The sequence below is a fragment of the Shewanella indica genome (genome assembly GCF_033842865.1).
GTDB lineage: Bacteria > Pseudomonadota > Gammaproteobacteria > Enterobacterales > Shewanellaceae > Shewanella > Shewanella indica.
This window is the reverse complement of sequence record NZ_JAWXXR010000001.1, coordinates 2,142,663-2,162,247: the sequence shown is the minus strand read 5'-3', so window position 1 is coordinate 2,162,247 and position 19,585 is coordinate 2,142,663. Positions and strand designations below refer to the sequence as shown.

The window sequence follows — 19,585 nt, the reverse complement described above, 5'->3', positions numbered from 1 at the left end:
TTATCGACCTTTACCAGGGCAGTTTCGATTCCCAGTCCGGATCTGCCACACACTTGTCGCCGACTTCACGATAGTCAACGGCGATGGCATTGAGCAGGTTGACCGGCACCTCGGCCAACGGCAGTTTACGGTAGCGGGCATAACGGCCGCGGGGGTTGGTCCGCTCCATGACCCTGATGTCATAGATGGCGGCGGCCTCGTTTTCTTCCGGCACGCAGTTACCGCTGAAGCCGAACTCCACTCTCAGCCCCAGGGTATCGAAACGCTTGAAGTAGTGATCAAAGAAACCGCCATCTTCCGCTTCGCCGCGCTGATAACCTTTCTTGGTCAACAGGCCTCGCAGGGTATAGCAGTCGGTCATCCGGCCGTGCAGGTCATTGAGAGCCTCCTGACCTTCAGTTAGCGTCACTTCGGCACTTCGCAGTTGTTCGAACAGCGGCTTGACCTTGTAATCCTTGAGATGTGAACGCCAGGCATCCAGCGCTGCCGCCGGTAACAGGTTACCGCTCACCAGGCGTATGCTCGCCGCAGTGGGCAGTTGCAGCTCTTCATCATCAATATCGATAAAGGCGCCGTCTTCCGTGGGTCTGAAGGTTTGCCATTGACCATCAATCTCCACCTGCCAGAGGGTGCGCTGCAACAGCCGATACATGACCGGATGCTGATGCAGGTATTGCTGCCAGTCTGCGGCGAGCCAATGCCGCTCTGTGACCATGGCCTCATACAATCTGGCACTTTGCTGTTCGACCACCTGCTTGAGTTCTTTCTTGCAGTTGCTGAACCATTTTTTCACTTCGGCAATATCGCCTTCGTTGTCCGTCTGCCGAGGTTGCGGCAGGCTCTTGAGCAGCTTGCCCTCTTCGTTGAGCAATCTCAGCTTGAGGTCGTCCCCGAGTGCCAGCGCCAAAGTACGGCTGCCGAATTCAAACGGGCTGGGCTGGGTCAGATGTTCGAGCCCGGCCGTCTGCACAGTGCGATCCGCCAGCTCATCCTGAGTCCAGCCGTTACGGGCCGCAATTTGACTGACTTGCGCCCGTGCCAGCTCCTGCACCGAGTTGGTACGATAACGCCGCGAAATACTCAGCAGAAACTGAATCGCCACAGGATCGTCCGAGTTGGCCAAGGCCTGTAACATGGCCTCTATCTGTGCCCGCCGCTCATAGCGCTTCTTCATAAAGGGTTGGATCATGCCCAGCAGGGTTTGCGCATCGCCGCCAGCGATCAGGGCCAACATCCCCTTGTCTTTGATGGCCGAGCCCAAGAGCTCATTCTTTTTCTCGGCAAAACAGGTTTGAAACGCATCCTCAAGGGTCTTGTGTTGATACTCTTTACCCCAGTCATACCGGGCCCATTGCTGGAAAATTTGCAACTGTTGATGTTGGTGAGCGTTGGCGTATGCCAGCGCCTCATCATCCGAAGGACCACTGGTATCCTGGGCGATAAATGCCGACAGAATAAAATGCCCCAGACGCTGACGGCTTTCGCTATCCAGCAGCGACAGATAGTGACTCAGCAATAGGTTGCCCTGAGGCTGCTTGAGCTTCACCGCCAAGACTACCCACCAGAACACAAGTTCGGGCTCGACCGCGTTGCCATCTTCAAAACGGCATGCGGGCAGCGATTCACGCGGGAACCAATCCATCGACTTGGGTGGCGCCTTTTTAAGGCCGGCCTTGGCTTCGGCCAGCAGCGCTTCCTTGCCGAGAAACTGGCTGATATCGGCGCCGGTTTGCAACAAGGCTTCCAGCAGCACCACCCGGGTTGGCATATCTTTCTCTTTATTCAGCGCCTGACTCAATGCCTCCTGCGCCGAAGCCGCCTTGAGGCGACCCAGCCAAGTGGCGGCCAGTACCCGGTTATCCTTGCTGCCGGAGGCCAGTTCGGGAGTGATAAGGCTGATATCGGCGCCGTGGCGTTCGGCGCAGTACTGAGCCGCCGCCTGTATGGCTTTGCGACCATGGAAGGCATGTTCATGAACCTTTCTTTGCCAGTGCTGCGGCAGCTTGGGAAATTCGGCCAGAATCGCCAAGGTCTGTATCAATACCTGATTGGCATCGTGTCGATAGGTGCCATTGAGCACCCGGCCATTGAGGCCATGCTCTATATAGTCGGGGTTTTCGGCAAAGAAGGGCCAGATCAGCAGTTGTTCACAGGCGGCAGGCAACCAGTCATCTTCGCGGCCTTCGTAACCAAACAGGGCTTCAACCAAGGCCGCGGCGGGTTGATTCTCTTGGTTGCACAGGCTCAAGAGTTGCCGTAAATCCGTCATTCCCTGCAGACTTTTCAGAATATGTTCCTGCCCCAGCATACGTTCCCAGGAATGGCAGGAGAGCTCATGACGTTCCATCCGCAAAATAAGCCGCAAACAGGCTTTGGGGTGCTCGTCGAGATCGGCGTGGCTGATCAGAGAATAAAACCCTGACAGAGATGATTGCCGGCCATTTTCGAGATCCATCAGCGCCGCTTGCAGCTTGGCACTACTGATCTGCTGCCACTGCTGCAGACTTTTCCGGTAGTCGGCCAAATAACTTTTTCGGTAGCTGGGGGCATCTGGGTGCTCCGCTGCAGCGATATCTTCTTCGAACTCTTTGATCTCTTTAACCAACTGCTTTTCACACAGACCGAGCCATTCTTCAGGCACTTTGACCTTATTATCAATGGCCGCAACGGCCGGAATATCCCAGCTGAACTGCTCACTCTGTTGCTGCCGGGTAGTGTTATCCAGCATTTTCGCCAGTGCCGTTTTCACCGTGGCGGATTTCTCTTCACTGTGCCAGCGCTGCAGCAAGGGGGTCGCTTCAGGATAGCGGCCGGCCACAACCAGCCAGTGACCACGGGTAGCCGCCTTGGCACCCGGAAATTCCCGCTCCAGAAACGTCAGCAGCTCTTGTTGCGAGCTCTTTTTCAGCAGTTTCAGGGCCTCTTCACGGACAGTCGCCGAACCATCGGCGGCCAACGCCATGACCAGCGGCAGCTGCGCCTGTGACAGGGTCTGACAGGCTTTATTGAGCAAAGCACAAAAGGTTTCGCGGCCGCTGAAATGCAACTGTTTCAACAGCTGCAGATATTCAGGATCTTCACTGAGCTTGAGCCAGTCGGTACTCTTCCTCAGCGCGGTGCGGAATGTATCGTGATAATAAGAGTCAGAACCTTCAAGAATAAAGGCTTCCAGCTCATGGGGCGGGTGTTCATATTGCGCGACCAGCGAAGCAAGATAGTCACGACTGGGCAGATCTTTGCCCGCCAAACGGCAACCGTAATACTCTTCCGCCAACTCTTTGAACAGCATCAGCACGCCATTGAGCCAGCCGCTCGAGCTGTTTTGCACGCCGTAGATGCTTATGTCGGGGTTGCAGGCATGACACACCAAGCCGAGACGGCGCATAACGGCCGCTTCATTACAGGCACCGGTTGCCACAAACCGGTTAATGGCATCACGGGCCTGAACCAGCCGCTCATCATTTTGTCCGTAACCATAGGAAACACCCGGCCGCGCCAGTGTTTCTCTAGCACTGAGCTGCTGGAGCTGCGACAGGCACGCCACAGGTTCACCGCTCAAAATATACTGACTGACGGCTTGTGCCAAACCGGTTTGCTGCTCATCAATAATCCGGCAAGCGTCTAGCAGTAACTTGTCTGTATTGGGGCGAGTGAAGGCTTCAAGCTTGTTTTTTAATACGTCCAGCATCTCTCATATTCCTTGAGTCATTAGCAAATATGTCTTCCCTCCCCCAATAGCTGACATTCAGTAAACACCTGCTTAAGCTGGCGGCCGAGCCTCCTTTTCGGACGAGGAAGGGCAATTCTAACGGAAACACAAAAACAATATCGCTTACAAAACACTCAGTTACAGTTCAATGCCGCCAAGTGTGATCCAGCCTCCCCGGGATGACGCCATATTACCCATAGAGTGCGGTTGATTGGCCTTGAAACCGCCAGCGTCTTAGGCCACGCCAACAACAAAATCAGCGATATCCGGCAAGGAGTCATGGTCAATGTCTCAAATCTTGTTTGAAAAACATGCTGGCTGGAGATTGCAAACAAAAGTTACTAATGGTAACTTTACGCTTGTTACCATAAGTAACTTAGTCAACCAAGCGTTAGTGGCTGTCGTTTCATGGGTATCCGTTTCAAGGACATCCGTTTCGAGGACAGGCAAAGCAGCCGACCGGCACAGCTTGGTATTTTTGCCGTTGCGCTTAAGCCGTAAACGGCCAATAACAGCAACAGGAGTTTTAGTGTGGAAAGGTTAACCAAGTGCACTCTGGACAATGCCGATGAACTGGCCAAACCCATATTGCAGGAGATCAAGGCTCGCTACGGAGTGATCCCCAACTTCTATTCAGCCCTGGGCATAGATGGCGCGGTCATGAAGGGCTATCTGGAGTTTGAGGCCAATCTGGAAGAGCACAGTTTGCTGAGCCTGGCCCAGCGGGAGATGATCTCCCTGGCGGTTGCCAACTATAACGGCTGCGAATACTGTGTCAGCGGCCATAGCTTTTCCGGAAAACGTGCCGGACTCAGCCCCGACGCCTGCATCAAGGCGCAGCAAGGCAAGGCCGATAACAGCGAAGATCAACTGCTGCTGGATGTTGCCCTGGCACTGCTGCAACACAGAGGCAAACTGCCGGACTCATTGCTAACGGCCTGTTTGGATGCCGGGTTCAGTGAGGCCAAGGTGATGCAAGTCTGCGCCTGGAGTGGTCTGAATAACTTCAGCAACTGGGTTAACAACACAGTGCAGCCAAAAATCGACTTTCCAAAGGTTCCACTGCAACCCTATACTGAGTAACAAAAGAGAAGCGACAATGCTATGCATTGCCGCTTTTTCAATTTAAATTCAATCAGCTATCTGTGGGGGATACGTGAAGAAGAGAATGCTCAAAGATCAGCGCCGGGAACAGTTGCTCGAAGTTGCCTGTGAGATTGTCCGCGAAGCCGGTACCGATGCGCTGACCTTGAACACCCTGGCTCAAAGAGCCGGAGTAACCAAGCCTTTGACCTATCGTCACTTCGCCACCCGACAAGGATTGTTGGCACAGATGTACCGCCACTACGACAGTCAATTTGTCGAGGCGGTGAAACAAGCCGAAGCGGAGCAAAAAACCTCGCTGGCAGAGCTTTGCACTTTGGTCTGCTGCGCCTATCTGGACTGCGCCGTACGCTGCGGCCCCGAGTATGAGGCGATAGTTGCGGCGCTGCGCGGCTATCCTGAGTATCAGAACATCACTACAGATATTCGCGACTTCTTCACCGATTTCTACAGCGAACTCTTTGCCGATTACATCCAGTTGCCGGCGCCACAAAGTAAACTGCTGTACTGGGCCATCCATGGTGCCATCAATGAAGTCGCCAATGCCGTGGCCTGCGGCCATGCCACACCACAAGAAACAATAACCAGGCTAAGCCAATTACTGCAACGCATGCTCGGCGCCGACGATTGCTGATTCAGGCAAACCTGCATTCAAGCGTTATCTCTGCCCCCTGAGTGCGCCGGCTCAACCAACATCTGAGCCGCTGCTGCGCCAAGGGCGATACACTGTCCAACCCTGGCTCCAGGTAGACCACCGCAGTCAACACGTTTTGCTTCTCATCCAAACGCCACAGGTGCATCGACTCGACTCTGACCACTTCAGGTCTGGCGGCCAATTGCTCCTGCAACAGTTCCGGAGCCAAGTCAGCCGGAGCCTGCTGCATCAGAATACGCCCGGACTCCGCCAATAGCAGTGCGCCATGGTGGATCACGTAAACAGAGATCAATACAGTGACCAGGAGATCGACCCAATACCATTGGTAAAGGATAATCAGCCCGCTGGCTACCAACACAGCCACTGATGCCATGGCATCCGATACATTATGAACAAAGGCTGCGCGGATATTCATCTTGTCCTTGGCCCCGACACCATAAGTCAACATAGCAGTGCCAATATAGATAATCAAAGCCAGGGCAGCCAGCCAAAACATCAGCAAACCGTCCACAGCCTGCTGACTCCATTGCGGGTTCCAGAAACGCTGCAGAGCCTCATAGACAAGGTACACACCTACCAACGATAAGATTGCCGCATTGATAAAGGTACCCAGCACTTCGGCGCGTTTATAGCCGTAGCTCATCCCTGGGTGACTGGTTTTCCGACTTAATTTACGGGCAATTAAAGCTATCAAGATTGCTATGGCATCACCGAAGTTATGCAGAGCATCGGCAATCAATGACAAACTACCAGCCCAAATACCACCAAACAACTGCGCCAGAGTGAGTAAGATATTGATGATCACCGCCAATCCCAGACGACCGCCATGATCCGGGTTATCTTGGTGGAAGTGCCCCGTATTCTCCAACGCCAGTGCCTGCCATTCTTGAGAAGATTTTTGCATAGCATGTTTCCCTATAAAAGGGGGCATCCCTGCCCAGGCCTACCGCAAAGCGGCAGGCCTTAGACGCAGGCCAGGTAGGCAGTCCGGCCATAACCCAAAGCGGCTCTCATCTTCCACTTTAGGGCGTCACGCTCCAATCTGTACAATGCTTCTCTATCGGAGTAAATCAGCTGTTATTCCAAGGTTTCCAGCTCCTTGTCGCTCTTGATGTACAGGGCTCGATACAGGGTCGGCAATACCAAGAGAGTCAATGCGGTTGAGCTCAGCAGGCCGCCTATCACCACCACGGCCAGCGGCTTTTGGATCTCACTGCCGGCACCGGTTGACATCAAAATGGGGATCAGCCCCAGCGCCGAAGTCAGTGCCGTCATCAACACAGGGCGCAGTCGGCCGACCGTGCCTTCAAACACCGCCTGTTCCAACGACTCGCCGCTGTTGCGCCTCTGGTTGATTGAATCCACCAGCACCACCCCATTGAGCACCGCCACCCCAAACAGAGTGATAAAGCCAATAGAGCTGGGCACAGATAGATAGGTACCGCTGAGCCAGAGCGCCAGCACGCCGCCAATCAATGCCAATGGCACATTGGCCATGATCAGCGCCACCTGCTTGATAGAGCCAAAGGAGAAGTAAAGCAGCAAGGCGATCAGTGCCACAGAGATGGGCACCACCATACTCAGCCTTTGTTGGGCCCGCTGCTGGTTCTCATACTGACCGCCCACCATCACGGTATAGCCCGGCGGCAGTTGGGCTTCGGGCACCAGGTTGTAGATATCCTGCACCACGGAGCCCATGTCCCGGCCGGAGACGTTGGCCTGCACCACCACTCGCCGCTGCACATCGTCACGGCGGATATTGGGCGGCGCCATCTCTATGCTGACATCGGCCACTTCGCCCAAACGCACCTGCGCCCCATTGGCGGCCACCAGACGCAGATCGGCTATCGCATCCGGGCTCTGGCGGAAACGGTTGGCCAGACGCAGGTTGATATCGTAACGGGCGTTGCCGTCGATCACCTGACCGGCACTACTGCCGCCTATGCCTGTGCTCACCAGCGACATCACCTCATCGACACTGATGCCGTAACGTCCCAGCATCGCGTTGTTGGGACGCACCACCAATTGCGCCTCGCCGGTGATCTGCTCAAGAGACACATCCACGGCACCGGGCACCTGGGCCACCAATTTCGACAGTTGTTCGCCTTTTTCCGCCAGCACATCGAGATCCGGGCCAAACAGCTTGATGGCCAACTGTGCCTTGACCCCGGACAGGAGTTCATCAACCCGGGTAGCGATCGGCTGGGAAAAGGTCAGCAACAATCCGGGGAAGACGCTGAGTTTCTGCTCCATCAGGCGTTGCAGTTCGGCGCGGTTTTCGGCCGAAGTCCACTCATCCAAAGGTTTGAGACCGATATAGATTTCAATATTGCTCACCGGCTCAGGGTCACCGCCCAGCTCAGGTGCCCCTATGCGTGACAGGGCATACTCCACCTCAGGGAACTCCAGCAGCAGGGCCTCAAGTTTGGGCGCCACATCCAGAGAGGTCTCCAGGCTCGCGGTGGGTGCCAGAGTGACCCGCAAGTTGATGGTGCCCTCTTCCAGTTCAGGTACAAATTCCGTACCCAACCTTGGCAACAGCGACAGGCTCATGCCCAGCATGACTACCGCCACCAGCCCCACCTTGCCAGGCGAGGTCAATACCTTTTGCAGCAGCGGGCGGTAGGCCCGCTCAAGCGGTGCCAATACTGGGCTTTGCCGGAAAGTCACCCCCTTGCGGAACAGATAAACGGCCAGTGCCGGCACCACCAACAGTGCCACCAACAGCGCCGAGATCATCGCAAGAATGATACTCACCGCCATCGGCTGAAACAGCTTGCCTTCGACCCCTTGCAAGGCAAACAGCGGCGCAAACACCACTATGATGATCGCCGTAGCAAAGAACACCGGGCTGCACACCTCTTTGGCGGCCTGCCATACCCGCATGGCAATCGAGCCTCTGTGTTGGTCTTCTTCGCCATGGTAAGGGTCTTCCTCGCCATCGCTGCGCTGCCGCGCCTGGTCTTGGTGGCGCCTATCCGGCTCACTCAGATGTTTGAAGATGTTCTCCACCATCACCACCGAACCATCCACCAGCATACCTATGGCGATCGCCAAACCACCGAGCGACATCAGGTTGGCCGACATTCCCAGATAGCTCATCACCAGCAATGCCAACAAAATGGAGACTGGAATTGACAGCAATACCAGCAAGGTGGCCCGTACGTTGACCAGGAACAGTGCCAGGATCACCACGATAAACACAAAGGCCAATAACAGGGCATCACGCACTGTGGTCACCGCCTTGGTTACCAAGTCAGCCTGATCGTAGAACACCTCGAAGGTCACCCCCTCGGGCAGCGCCTGGCTGATCAACTGCTCGCGCTCGGCGATATCATCGATAGTCGCCTTGGTGTTGGCGCCCATTCTTTTGAGCACTACCCCGGCAACCACTTCGCCCAAGGCCTTGGCTTCTCCATTGTCGTCCCGACGGGTCATGGTGACGGCGCCGACCCGGATTTCACTGCCAAAGCCCACTTCCGCCAAGTCAGCAACTGTGACCGGCGTGCCCTGGTATTCGCTCACCGGAATGCGGCCTATGGCGTCCAGCCCGGCCTGACCCGCAGGCAACAAACCATAACCACGCACCACGAGTTGCTCCTGACCGTTGGGCATAAACCAGCCGCCGGCATTGCGGTTGTTGGCATTCAGCGCCTGCTCCAGCTGTGACATAGACAAACCGTAAGCCAGCAGCCTATTGGGATCGACCCTGACCTGATACTGACGCACTTCGCCACCGAAAGAGAGCACATCGGTCACGCCACCAACCGGCATCAGCAACAGCTTCACCAGATAATCGTTGAGACTACGCAGCTCATCGGCGCCGATATTACTGTCCGGTTCGGCTCGCAGAATGTACTGATAAATCTGCCCAAGACCCGAGGTGTTGGGGCCGATTTCCGGCACCCCGACTCCATCCGGGATCATCTCCTTGGCGGTGGCCAGCTGTTCAAACACCTGCTGACGAGCAAAGTAGATATCTGTGCCTTCCTCAAACACCACAGTCACTATGGAAAGTCCGGTGCGGGAGAGTGAACGAACTTCTGTCACCGCAGGCAGTGAGTACATGCTGGACTCCACCGGATAAGAGATGAGTTTTTCCACCTCTTCGGCCGCCAGTCCCTCGGCTTCGGTATTGACAGTGACTTGCACATTGGTCACATCGGGAAAGGCATCCAGATTAAGCTTTGGCAGGGCAAACACCCCCACCACCAAAACAACAATCAAGGCCAGCAACACCAGAAAGCGGTTGCGGATAGCCCAATCTATTAACGATTGCAGCATAGTGCTTTCCTCAATGGTTGTGGATGTCGAAGCCAGACTTGGCCAGCTCGGATGCCAGGAAGAAGGCTCCGGCGGTAACAACCCGAGTTCCAGGCTCTATGCCGGATACCAGGTTCATGCCGCGTTCACTGGCCAGCAGTTGCACCTCTTTGGCCTCGAAACCGTCATCATCTTCGATAAACACCTGCCAGTCGCCATCGCCACTCCGGCTCAATGCCGCATCCGGCAACATCACACCTTCACCGCGGGGATCGGGCAAAAACAGTTCGGCAAACTGACCTGCATGCCAACGCACCTGAGTGTTATCCAACCGCGCCAGCACCCGCTCGGTACGGGTCACACTGGACAACTCATGGGAGCGGCCTATCACGCTGGCACTGACACTGCGATCGCCAATCCGCACCAGAGTCTCACTACCTTCACCCAAGCCTTCGGCCTGCGCAGGAGTCAGCTCGGCGGCCACCCACAGCGAGCGCTCATCGGTCAGCTGCAACAGTTGGCTACCGGCGCCGAGCAACTGCCCAAGGCGCGCCTCATCCTGCTGCACCCGGCCATCTATGGGCGCCAACAGCTGATACTGGCCTATCTCCTGGGGCCGGCTTTCCAGTGCCTTTATCTGTTGATCCGTCATCTGCAATGACTTGAGAATGGCGCGTTTCAGACTGGCATCGACCTGAGTCTGCAACCTGCGACTGGCACTGACGGCGCTCTCACTCATGCGGCTAACCCGGCTCCACTCGGCAGCGGCATTGATATAATCAGCCTGAGCCTGGGCCACCGCGGCACCACCCAAGGTCAGCAAAGGATCCCCCGCCTTTACCTCTTGCCCCGGCACCACATGCCGTTCCAACACCCGTACTTCCAGCTGCGGCGTCAGCACCACAGTACGCTCGCGATCCACCAGTAAGGTGGCGTTGGCAACAGCATTGAGGCTAAAGCCACCGACGCTGACCTCTTGGATCTGAATGCCAGCCAGTTGGCGTTGTTCACTTGAGAGCTGCAGCGCCTGATGCTCATCTTCATGTCCATCTTCGGCGGCGACAGTCAAAGGGCTGGACAGCCCCAACATCAGCGCCAGTAAAGCGGCCTGTAGCCGTGGGTATTGTAAAGTCTTGTTCATTGTCCGGTACCTTAGTGTGTATGGGGCTATCATTGGGCATTCTCCTGGGATACGGCTATTTTCGGCAGTGCGCCGGGCAGTTGCCCCGAAGCGCCCATCCACTCGAGCCAACTTTGATAGAGGGCGGCTTCCAGTTCGAGACCGGCCTGAAAACTGCTGGCCAATTGCCGCCGACTGGTCAAATAGTCGCTGGTGCTAAGATCGCCGCTGCGCCAGCGTTGCCCCAAAAGCTCGGCCGCCTTGCGACCGGCCACCAAAGCCTGCTGTTGCCAGTCAAGCCAGCTCTGTTTTAACCTGGGTAAGCTGTAGCTAAACTGCTGTTGCTGTTGTTTAAGTGCCATCTCAATGCTTTGGAACTGGGCGCTGGCGGCGGTAACCGCCTCCATAGCCGCCTTGATCGACTCGCTGTAGTCGTTACGCAGTTGCAGTGGCACAGATACCCCAATCCCCAACTTGTTATCTGAACCTTCTCTCTCGGCACTAAGGCTGATATTGGGGTCAGCCGCTGCTTGAGCCTTGGCTTGATTGACTTGCAGCCGCGCCAACTCAAGTTGCAACCCGGCACTATTCAGTGCCGGCACGGGCGCCTCGGTCGCGGGCAACTCTAGCCGGTCGGCGAAGCTGCCAAAGGGCAGCTCTGCCCGGCCAAAACGCGCCAGAATACGGGTATCGGCATCCAGCAACGCTTTCTGGGCCAAAGCCAGATCACTGATGGCACTGGCCTGTTCCAACTCCATCAGATTCAATTCTGCCTGGGACAAATCACCGACTTCGGCTCTTTGCCTGGCTATCTGCAACTGCTGCTCACCATAATTATTCTGAGCCCGCACAAACATCAGCTTCTTCTTGGCCAGACTCTGATCGACCAGGGCCTGCAATACCTCGGCATACAAGCGGGAACGTTCAATAGCGATATCACTCTTCAGCAACATCAACTGTGTGAGCGCCAATGCACTGGCTGCGGCGCGCTTATCACCCCAGTCAATGGTTTGGCTGAGAGACAGGTTGTAGGTGTCATCTTCCGGTGCATTTTGATAACTCAAGCCCAACTCGGGGTTGTAGATGGCGCGATCGGCGCCCTTTGCCAGATATTGGGCCTCACGGAGTCTGGCTTCCTGCGCCTGAAACTCGGGTAAAGTCGTCATCTGCCGCATCAGCTGCTCAAGCCAAGCCAATGACACTTCGGACTCGGTGCCACCAACAAGATAGGAAGTATCCGGCTTCTCGGCGGCAAACGCCGGTTGCGAGACTAGTGTTCCCAGCCCAAATAGACTCATGGAGACTATAAATTTCAACATAAACTTTCCTTGGGAAAGACCTATATGGCCACGATGAAATCGTGTGACCAAAGGTTAAACCTTAGAGTTAAATCTAAAGTCAATGGTTAACGTTTTGTGTGTTGAGTCGAATACTGATCAGAATGCTGCGGCTATATCAGCCAAAGCGCATGAGATGATTCAAGCTGTTGAAATAAAGCGGTTAAAGGCTCTGACTACAGACAGCTCAAGACAAGCGCCATGGAATACAGGCAAACCATGCCTGGGCACCACAAACACTGAAATCAGTTAATCAAGCTATTGGGGGGCGGTAATCTGGGGTGGAGAAATAGGGTTGGAAAGCGGGCTCCAGACTCTGGGGCCTTGCGTGCATCAAGGGAGTCAGGCTCTGAGCCAGAGTCACCGGCAAAGACAGGTGACCACCATGACATTGACAGTCGAGGCAGAGATCAAACTGTTGGGACTCAGTATGAGAATGCAGATGACTGTGAGTCACTCGGGAAACCTCCATCCCGGATGAAGTCTCTGACTCACAGGTACAATCAATACACTGGCTGATCACTGTGACTTCGGTGACAAACTTGAGATGAGGATGGTTACTCTCTTCCTCGGCCGGATTGCCCAGATGCAACTGATGCGCGCCAAGATTAGCGGCGCAAAATTGCAGCACCACCAAGGCGATAAGCATATGAGTCAGTTTGCGGACAAATACAGTCAAGGATAATTCCGGTTAAGGGTAAAAAATGGCCCGTGCCCAAATAGACCTACAGGCCAAGATAAAGTTCAGTTATTTAAACACACAATGTTTGGCGTAATCGGCCGCTTCATTGGCGCTCCAATCACCCTTGGGCTTTTCATCCATCTGCTTACACCAAGCTTCGCTGCCCACTTCAGGGGCACAAGCACTCAATCCAGCGGCAAAAGCCAGCGCCAAAGATGCAGCAAAAATTTTGGATAATGACATCGAAATTTCCTTATCTGAGTTACTTAATCGCCACAGAATAGCAGAATAACCGGCTTTACCCTATAGGCGGTTTTGACAACTAGCAGGCCGAACGTTTGGCTATCCAACGAATAGCCTCGTCTTTATGTTCCAGCGGATACCAAGCCAGTTCAGCGCTGACAAAGGGCCCCAGCAGACGCACCGCATTGCCGACCCAATCCGGGCCACCGACAAACACCAAGGCATCAAATGGAGGCAGTTGCACTTCACCGGCTCCCGAGAGGGAGGCCATCTCCCAGCCTTCCAACAATACATCTGCCTCTATATAAAGACAGACCTGGCCCCACTCCTGGCGGTAACTCTTGATGGCGGGACGCAGATATGTGCGGTAATCCTCGGCAGTGATACGGCCACTGGCAAACAAGCTGATCACGCCCTTGGCAATATCCGGAATTTGACACAACATAAGTAAAGCTCCATTGAACCTTCGATACCGGCTTATGGCACGGTATCTGATGACTATGGGTTATCCCGTACAGGAAGTTTAGCCTTACAAGACTCTCCGCACTATGGAGGAAGTAAACGCTTCCATGGGATGGTAATATAGCGACTGCCTCAAAAAACAATTATTTTGCCATGATAAAGATCTCAAACCGTGTCCAAGTTTCAGAAAATGAAATCGAATGGCAATTTGTCCGTTCCAGTGGTGCCGGAGGCCAGCACCTGAATAAGGTCTCCACGGCGGCGCAACTCATCTTCGACATCAAGGCCTCATCGCTGCCGGACTTCTACAAGGAAAAGCTGTTGACCAAGACAGATCACCGCATTACTCAAAGCGGCAAGATCATTATCAAATGCCAACAGAGCCGCAGCCAGGACGCCAACCGCCAGACAGCCTTACAACAGTTTATCGAACTGGTTGCTTCGGTCGGCGAAGTAACCAAGAAACGTATTCCCACCAAGGCCACCCGCGCCAGCCAAAGGCGCCGGGTCGACAGCAAAAAGCAACGCGGTGAAGTGAAATTGCTGCGGCAGAATAAGATCCGCTTCTGATAAGACCAGTCTTGCCGCCGGAATAGACAATAATTGCTGGCAACTGAAAGGAATGTGCAGCGATTGTGCGGCTATTGGTCGACAAATTCGACAGCTTTTGCTGAAATCAGGGAGGCACAAATTCAGGTGCGAACTCCCTTAAGGCAAGGAAAACAATATGAGCAGTCAGGCAAAAATACTCTTGGTGAATGGCCCCAATCTCAACCTGCTTGGTCGCAGAGAGCCGGAACATTACGGCCAGCGGACGCTGGAGCAACTGGTGCAGGGATTGCAGGACAAGGCGCTTGCCGCCGGAGTAAAACTGGAGCATATTCAGTCCAATGCCGAATACCAGCTCATAGAAGCTATCCACAACACAGATGCCGGTTTTGTGATCATCAACCCGGCCGCCTTTACCCACACCAGCGTGGCACTCAGAGATGCCCTGCTGGGGGTCGCCATTCCTTTCATTGAAGTGCACCTCTCCAATGTGCATGCCAGGGAGCCGTTTCGCCATCATTCCTTCTTTTCCGACAAGGCCAAAGGAGTGATAGTGGGACTGGGGCCAAAGGGTTATGAATTTGCCCTGGAAGCCGCCATAGAGGCGCTCAAACAAGGCTGAGCAAAGGAAGGTCCTGTCACCCTTTAGTACTGAGAATGACGATGGACATACGTAAAATCAAAAAACTGATCGAATTGGTGCAGGAATCCGGCATCAATGAGCTGGAAATCACTGAAGGCCAGGAAGCCGTGCGTATCCGCCGTTTTGGCCCACAACAACCCCAAGCCTGTTTCAGTATTGGTAATGACAGCGTGCAAGTGTTGGCGCCTGTCGCCGGCACCTTTTTACGCAGCGCCGGCGACCATGGCGTCCCCTTGGTGGAATTGGGCACAGAAGTTGAGCCGGGCACAGTACTGGGCTATGTGCAAACCATGAAATCCCTCAATCCGGTCAAGGCAGAACAGAGCGGCACGGTGAAAGCCATACTGGCAGAAAACGGTGAAGCGGTAGGGCTACAGCAAACCCTGTTTGTGCTCGATTAAACTCTCAGTTTAACTTCACCCCATATTGCGACTGAGTTGGCGTCGCTGCGTATATAAGGACTCCAACTGAGAGCTGATCTCCAACAATTGCTGCCGCTGCAGTTGCTGAGATTCGCTCAAGGCCCCGACGGACAGCTCGGCTGCCAACTTGGGGGCCAAATGCAGTATCTGCTGCTCGGCCTGAGTGATTGATTCTTGCTGTACTTCCTTGATAAACAAGAGCCTGAAACAATCAAAAAATACAGATAACAGTAGACCATCATCTATCTGTGTTTGGCTAAAGCGGGGATCATCGGGCCGATAACTGATGGCCGCTACCAGGTTACACAGGGTGGTCAAAGAGGTAGCCCCACCGGATAACTCGCAAACCGCAGGACGGGTTGCCAGGGCCTTAGCCAAATGCTCTGCAAATTCGGCCTTCTGCCACTGAGCTCCCAAAGCATGAATAACACTCACCCCAGACTCCTCTTACCGAAACAATCTTGCAGGCATAGGTATGAGATTAAAATCCTCTGTCAGCTGCAGCAAAAAATCCCTGGCCAGCAATGCAACTGCAAAATAAAACTCAGTTTGTGCATGCTCGGCAGCCAACTCAAGGCAGCGCTCCGCCCAAGGAAGAAGATGCTGTTGCAGTAATACCTGAGTAAAACGCACTAATCTCTGGTTATCCGGCTCTGCTGCCAAGCGTCCAAAACTGGCATCCAACACGCTAAAGAACAGGCCGATATGATCGACCGGATCCCTTGCCGGTAACTGCAAACTGACATCATGAACCTGATAAAAATCCATCAACGCCAGAGTGCTTCTGTCATTCAACACTTGTTCTTCACCCAAATAAACAGAACCATAAGGTACAGCTTTAGGCTCACCGGGACCGAAAAACAGTTGTCCATAGTCAAGTTGCAGATCCAGAAATTGAGTCTCGTCCCATTGCTGCAAATAGTTAGCCAGTGCTTCCCTACCGATCCTGTTACCGTCTCGAGCAGCCAGCTCAGGCCAAGTCTCGGCAACTTGATTGACCTTTAATTCGGTGATCAACTCAGGTTTAGGGTAGCCGTAAAGCAGATGATGCAGAAGACGTGCTATCCCTTGATATTGAATGAAATATATATTAGACAAAGACTTAGACATCTTATCTCCTGATGGACAAAAACAGGCGCCCACGGGCGCCTGTTTTCCAGTTACACCTCAGTAGGGTTAAGCACCTTGCCGGCACCACTTCCCGCGGGTTGACCATGGCGGTTTGCCTTGATGATCAGGTTAGGGGAAGTTATCGATTCACTGGGCAAGGGGGCGATATGACCATCACCGTCACCATACTTGGCGCGCAAGTTGTCCATGGTATCAAAGTCCAGCGCTCGCATTGGGCAGGACTCAACACAGACAGGTTGGCGCCCTTCAGCCAAGCGTTCGTGACAACCATCGCATTTGGTCATCACTTTACGCTCTCTATCTATCTGTGGTGCGTCGTACGGACAAGCTCTGGCACAGCTTTCACAGCCAATACACAGAGACTCTTCGACATGCACCAAACCATCTTCACGACGCTTGTGCATAGCACCGGTTGGACAGGCTTTGACGCACACAGGTTCGCTGCAATGGTTACAGCCAATGGACATATAATAAGCAAATACATCCTGACTATAAGTCTGGGTATTGGGATCCACAGACCAGCTACCACCACAATATTCATAAACCCGGCGCCAGGTGACGCCTTTCAGGCTGGGGACGCCATTGGCCAAAGGTTTATTATTGGCGCGCAGCAAATCACCCTGACGGTCTTTGCAAGATACATGACAGGCCTTGCAACCAGTGCACTTGGTGGTATCGACATAAAAGCCGTATTGAGTAGATTGATTCATTTACAAGTGCTCCCTTACGCTTTTTTGATGAGCTGAACACGGTTGGTGTGTTGAGGATTCCCCTTGGCCACCGGGCTTGGGATATAACGGGTCAGAGTATTGATTGCCCCGCCGACATCGATCACTTTTCCGGACTGTCCAATGCGGCCATTGGCATCAGCCAGGTACCAGGCCCCTTGCCCCAATGCCACGACGCCTGGCGCCACTCGAGGAGTAACCCGAACCTTGACCTCAATAGATCCCCGCTCGTTGTACATTTCGACCACATCACCGGCAGTCAACTGATAGGCAGCCGCGTCGATGGGGTTAATCCACACAGCATCTTCCACAGCCTCACGCAACCAAGGCACGTTGTGGTAGCTGGAGTGAGTGCGCCCCTTGGTGTGATAACCTGCAAGTTGCAGCGGGAAGCCTGCATCTATGGCGTCCTGATCCTCATAACCATCCCAAGTCACCGTGTACTGAGGAATGGCTGTAATGGAGTCACCTTTTACCTTGTTCTGTTCCCAGTTTTTGGCGCGCCAAGCCAGCTCTGCAGAATAAATCTCTATCTTGCCTGAAGGCGTAGATAACGCTTTGCCACCATTGACATAGCTATCCAGAGCAACATATTTGTCGCCCATATTCTTGCGGAATACCCCTATTTTCTGGGCCTCTTTATAGCTGGCAGGGAAAGCCGGACTGACACCTAGGTTAGCGCTGGCACTCTTGGTTTTCTGATAAAGTTCTTCCAACCAATCAGCTTCGGTTTTGCCTTCAGTGAACAGCTGACCAACACCCATTTTCTCAGCGATCATGGCTGCGGCTTCATACATGGACTTGCAATCCCACATAGGTTTTACCGCGGCAGACATGGCGGTCAAATACCCAAGCGAACCTGAGGCATATGAGTCATTCACCAAGTCATTGGACTCCAGCCAACTGGTATCGGGAAGTATGATATCGGCAAACTTAGCCCCTGGAGTCATCCAGCAATCGCAGGAAACGATAAACAAGTCTTCAGCATCACGTAAAATACGCGCTGTGTTATTGATTTCAGCGTGCTGGTTCAGCAAAGAACTATCCGAGGCACTGAACACAAAATGAATATTGCTGCCCAGTTTCTCATCGGGATCCGCAGTTCCGCGAATACCGTGAGTACGTGCAGTAAAATTCTCACCGTTTTCAATCGCTTCAGTCCAGGTAAAGAAGGAGATAGCTTCCTTAACCGGGTTGGACCCCGTGGGAATACCTGCACGTGACATGCTGCTCATATAAGGCAGCTCACCGTTGGAGGCGCCTGGCGTACCCAGCTTACCTGTCAGTACAGAAAGCATATACAGGGCACGCATGCTCTGTTCACCGTTGGCCTGGCGGTTAACCCCGGCACCGGCCACGATATAGGGAGCCTTGGCATTCATCAGATCTTCGGCCACCTGACGGATATAAGCAGCGCTGATGCCAGTAATTTTCTCGGCCCATTCAGGCGTGCGCGCGCCTTGAGCGGCAAACTTACCAACCCCCATGATGTAATCATGGTAGTTATCGCTGCTGTCCATACAGGCCGCATATTCTTGCTCTTTGGCATCACTGCTAGCAGCAAACAATGCTTTTTGTTTCTCAATGGAGGCCGCGTCATACCCCACTGCATACTCATTGATAAAGCCAAGTGAATTGGCATCTACCCAACCTGTGCTGATCATCTCGAAAGCAACAGCTTCGGCAAACGCCGCATCGGTTCCGGGACGAATAGGCAACCACATGGACTCTTTGCCCAGCATAGAATCGGTATAGCGAGGATCAATCATCACCACTTTAAGGCCATTATTTTTCATCAAGGCCTGCAGGTAGTCGTACCCTTCACCCGATCCGGATTGACGAATTTCACTTGGGTTGTAACCAAAGCCCAGGAAAAAGTCACTGTGTTCCAGAGTTATGGTCGACGAGCCTTGAGTACTCCCTGTCCCGAAAGTATGTTTGGCCGCTTCCATCTGCTGAGCCCAAGAGTAGTTGCCGTAAGCGTTAAGGCAACCACCTACCAGGTTAAACAAGCGGTTAAAACAGGCATTGGAGGCAAAGCCATAATAGGCGCCTGAGCCATAACTGCGGAATACGGCCTTGTTACCATATTGATTAATCACCCGCTGCAAATTATCTGCGATGGTTTGAGTTGCTTCATCCCAGGTGATCGGCACAAACTTGGCTTCTCCCCTTTCCCCTACCCGTTTCATTGGTGTTTTCAGGCGATCCGGTGCATATGCACGTTGGCGCAACGAACGACCACGGGCGCAGGCACGAATTTGATGAAGACCGTAGACATCTTCTACCTCATGATCTGTCTCTACCCGGGTAATAATGCCATCACGACTGAACACTTTAATCGGACAGTTGGAGCCACAGTTAACCAAGCAGGATGACCAGTTTATCTGCTCATCACTGACAGGTGGCTTTGGCGGGACAACATTGGCGTCATCAGAGCTGGAATTACAGCCAGACACTGTTGCAGCGCAACCCAGGGCGGCACTCATTTTCAAGAAACTTCTGCGTTCCATTATATTTATCCTCACGATTTAAGT

17 protein-coding genes are annotated in these 19,585 nt (G+C 53.8%); 5 read left to right on the top strand and 12 right to left on the bottom strand.

All coding sequences use genetic code 11. The features are described 5' to 3' along the window. Positions 1-10: 10 nt before the first annotated feature. Positions 11-3,688 (bottom strand): DUF4132 domain-containing protein, encoded by a 3,678-nt coding sequence (locus SIL79_RS09790; protein ID WP_319619216.1) that lies wholly within the window; start codon positions 3,686-3,688, stop codon positions 11-13. 552 nt (positions 3,689-4,240) lie between these two features. Between SIL79_RS09790 and SIL79_RS09785 the strand changes: the two genes are divergently transcribed. Both SIL79_RS09785 and SIL79_RS09780 read left to right on the top strand, forming a co-directional pair. Then, entirely contained in the window at positions 4,241-4,792 is a 552-nt protein-coding gene (locus SIL79_RS09785) for a carboxymuconolactone decarboxylase family protein (RefSeq protein ID WP_052248157.1), read from the top strand. A 73-nt stretch (positions 4,793-4,865) separates the two neighbouring features. Continuing rightward, positions 4,866-5,447 (top strand): TetR/AcrR family transcriptional regulator, encoded by a 582-nt coding sequence (locus tag SIL79_RS09780; protein ID WP_143078327.1) that lies wholly within the window; start codon positions 4,866-4,868, stop codon positions 5,445-5,447. Between the two features lies 1 nt (position 5,448). On the opposite strand, the gene SIL79_RS09775 is transcribed toward SIL79_RS09780, so the two are convergent. From SIL79_RS09775 to SIL79_RS09745, 7 genes are all read right to left on the bottom strand, one after another. Next, the gene (locus SIL79_RS09775) at positions 5,449-6,372 is read right to left on the bottom strand and encodes a cation diffusion facilitator family transporter (protein ID WP_319619215.1); all 924 of its coding nucleotides are present in this window, start codon (positions 6,370-6,372) and stop codon (positions 5,449-5,451) included. A 173-nt stretch (positions 6,373-6,545) separates the two neighbouring features. Then, positions 6,546-9,752 carry an efflux RND transporter permease subunit gene (locus tag SIL79_RS09770; RefSeq protein ID WP_319619214.1) on the bottom strand — a complete coding sequence of 1,069 codons (3,207 nt, stop codon included), beginning with the start codon at positions 9,750-9,752 and terminating at the stop codon, positions 6,546-6,548. Positions 9,753-9,762: 10 nt separating this feature from the next. After that, positions 9,763-10,821, bottom strand: coding sequence for an efflux RND transporter periplasmic adaptor subunit (locus SIL79_RS09765; RefSeq protein WP_224866486.1), 1,059 nt, complete (start codon positions 10,819-10,821; stop codon positions 9,763-9,765). A gap of 80 nt (positions 10,822-10,901) precedes the next feature. Continuing rightward, positions 10,902-12,170, bottom strand: a complete 1,269-nt coding sequence (locus SIL79_RS09760; RefSeq protein ID WP_039034818.1) for a TolC family protein — start codon at positions 12,168-12,170, stop codon at positions 10,902-10,904. Between the two features lie 271 nt (positions 12,171-12,441). Next, the gene (locus SIL79_RS09755) at positions 12,442-12,837 is read right to left on the bottom strand and encodes a hypothetical protein (protein ID WP_405130434.1); all 396 of its coding nucleotides are present in this window, start codon (positions 12,835-12,837) and stop codon (positions 12,442-12,444) included. A gap of 99 nt (positions 12,838-12,936) precedes the next feature. Next, a complete protein-coding gene (locus SIL79_RS09750) occupies positions 12,937-13,113 on the bottom strand; it encodes a DUF3012 domain-containing protein (RefSeq protein ID WP_039034819.1) in 177 nt (58 codons plus the stop codon). Between the two features lie 79 nt (positions 13,114-13,192). Beyond that, positions 13,193-13,558, bottom strand: coding sequence for a SpoIIAA family protein (locus SIL79_RS09745; protein WP_025009267.1), 366 nt, complete (start codon positions 13,556-13,558; stop codon positions 13,193-13,195). A 170-nt stretch (positions 13,559-13,728) separates the two neighbouring features. Between SIL79_RS09745 and arfB the strand changes: the two genes are divergently transcribed. The 3 genes from arfB to SIL79_RS09730 all read left to right on the top strand — a co-directional run bounded on the left by arfB (position 13,729) and on the right by SIL79_RS09730 (position 15,168). Further along, positions 13,729-14,145, top strand: coding sequence for an alternative ribosome rescue aminoacyl-tRNA hydrolase ArfB (arfB, locus tag SIL79_RS09740; protein ID WP_039034820.1), 417 nt, complete (start codon positions 13,729-13,731; stop codon positions 14,143-14,145). A gap of 157 nt (positions 14,146-14,302) precedes the next feature. Next, positions 14,303-14,746 carry a type II 3-dehydroquinate dehydratase gene (gene aroQ / locus SIL79_RS09735; RefSeq protein WP_039034821.1) on the top strand — a complete coding sequence of 148 codons (444 nt, stop codon included), beginning with the start codon at positions 14,303-14,305 and terminating at the stop codon, positions 14,744-14,746. A gap of 41 nt (positions 14,747-14,787) precedes the next feature. After that, the gene (locus SIL79_RS09730; RefSeq protein ID WP_039034822.1) at positions 14,788-15,168 is read left to right on the top strand and encodes an acetyl-CoA carboxylase biotin carboxyl carrier protein; all 381 of its coding nucleotides are present in this window, start codon (positions 14,788-14,790) and stop codon (positions 15,166-15,168) included. A 15-nt stretch (positions 15,169-15,183) separates the two neighbouring features. On the opposite strand, the gene SIL79_RS09725 is transcribed toward SIL79_RS09730, so the two are convergent. Genes SIL79_RS09725 through SIL79_RS09710 form a run of 4 tightly spaced genes read right to left on the bottom strand, consistent with a single transcriptional unit; the run spans position 15,184 to position 19,561 of the window. Then, entirely contained in the window at positions 15,184-15,624 is a 441-nt protein-coding gene (locus SIL79_RS09725; protein ID WP_039034823.1) for a hypothetical protein, read from the bottom strand. A gap of 12 nt (positions 15,625-15,636) precedes the next feature. Beyond that, positions 15,637-16,299 carry a TorD/DmsD family molecular chaperone gene (locus SIL79_RS09720; protein ID WP_052248162.1) on the bottom strand — a complete coding sequence of 221 codons (663 nt, stop codon included), beginning with the start codon at positions 16,297-16,299 and terminating at the stop codon, positions 15,637-15,639. A gap of 50 nt (positions 16,300-16,349) precedes the next feature. Continuing rightward, positions 16,350-17,030: a DMSO/selenate family reductase complex B subunit gene (locus SIL79_RS09715; protein WP_039034824.1), complete on the bottom strand. Its 681-nt coding sequence runs from the start codon at positions 17,028-17,030 to the stop codon at positions 16,350-16,352. Between the two features lie 14 nt (positions 17,031-17,044). Further along, positions 17,045-19,561 (bottom strand): DMSO/selenate family reductase complex A subunit, encoded by a 2,517-nt coding sequence (locus SIL79_RS09710; RefSeq protein ID WP_144360883.1) that lies wholly within the window; start codon positions 19,559-19,561, stop codon positions 17,045-17,047. Positions 19,562-19,585: the final 24 nt, after the last annotated feature.

Coding starts and splice junctions, on each gene's coding strand:
- SIL79_RS09755 (WP_405130434.1), bottom strand. CDS start 12,837: ATGCTTATCGCCTTGGTGGTGCTGCAATTTTGCGCCGCTAATCTTGGC.
- SIL79_RS09790 (WP_319619216.1), bottom strand. CDS start 3,688: ATGCTGGACGTATTAAAAAACAAGCTTGAAGCCTTCACTCGCCCCAAT.
- SIL79_RS09715 (WP_039034824.1), bottom strand. CDS start 17,030: ATGAATCAATCTACTCAATACGGCTTTTATGTCGATACCACCAAGTGC.
- aroQ (WP_039034821.1), top strand. CDS start 14,303: ATGAGCAGTCAGGCAAAAATACTCTTGGTGAATGGCCCCAATCTCAAC.
- SIL79_RS09720 (WP_052248162.1), bottom strand. CDS start 16,299: ATGTCTAAGTCTTTGTCTAATATATATTTCATTCAATATCAAGGGATA.
- SIL79_RS09775 (WP_319619215.1), bottom strand. CDS start 6,372: ATGCAAAAATCTTCTCAAGAATGGCAGGCACTGGCGTTGGAGAATACG.
- SIL79_RS09765 (WP_224866486.1), bottom strand. CDS start 10,821: ATGTTGGGGCTGTCCAGCCCTTTGACTGTCGCCGCCGAAGATGGACAT.
- SIL79_RS09745 (WP_025009267.1), bottom strand. CDS start 13,558: ATGTTGTGTCAAATTCCGGATATTGCCAAGGGCGTGATCAGCTTGTTT.
- SIL79_RS09750 (WP_039034819.1), bottom strand. CDS start 13,113: ATGTCATTATCCAAAATTTTTGCTGCATCTTTGGCGCTGGCTTTTGCC.
- SIL79_RS09770 (WP_319619214.1), bottom strand. CDS start 9,752: ATGCTGCAATCGTTAATAGATTGGGCTATCCGCAACCGCTTTCTGGTG.
- arfB (WP_039034820.1), top strand. CDS start 13,729: ATGATAAAGATCTCAAACCGTGTCCAAGTTTCAGAAAATGAAATCGAA.
- SIL79_RS09730 (WP_039034822.1), top strand. CDS start 14,788: ATGGACATACGTAAAATCAAAAAACTGATCGAATTGGTGCAGGAATCC.
- SIL79_RS09760 (WP_039034818.1), bottom strand. CDS start 12,170: ATGTTGAAATTTATAGTCTCCATGAGTCTATTTGGGCTGGGAACACTA.
- SIL79_RS09710 (WP_144360883.1), bottom strand. CDS start 19,561: ATGGAACGCAGAAGTTTCTTGAAAATGAGTGCCGCCCTGGGTTGCGCT.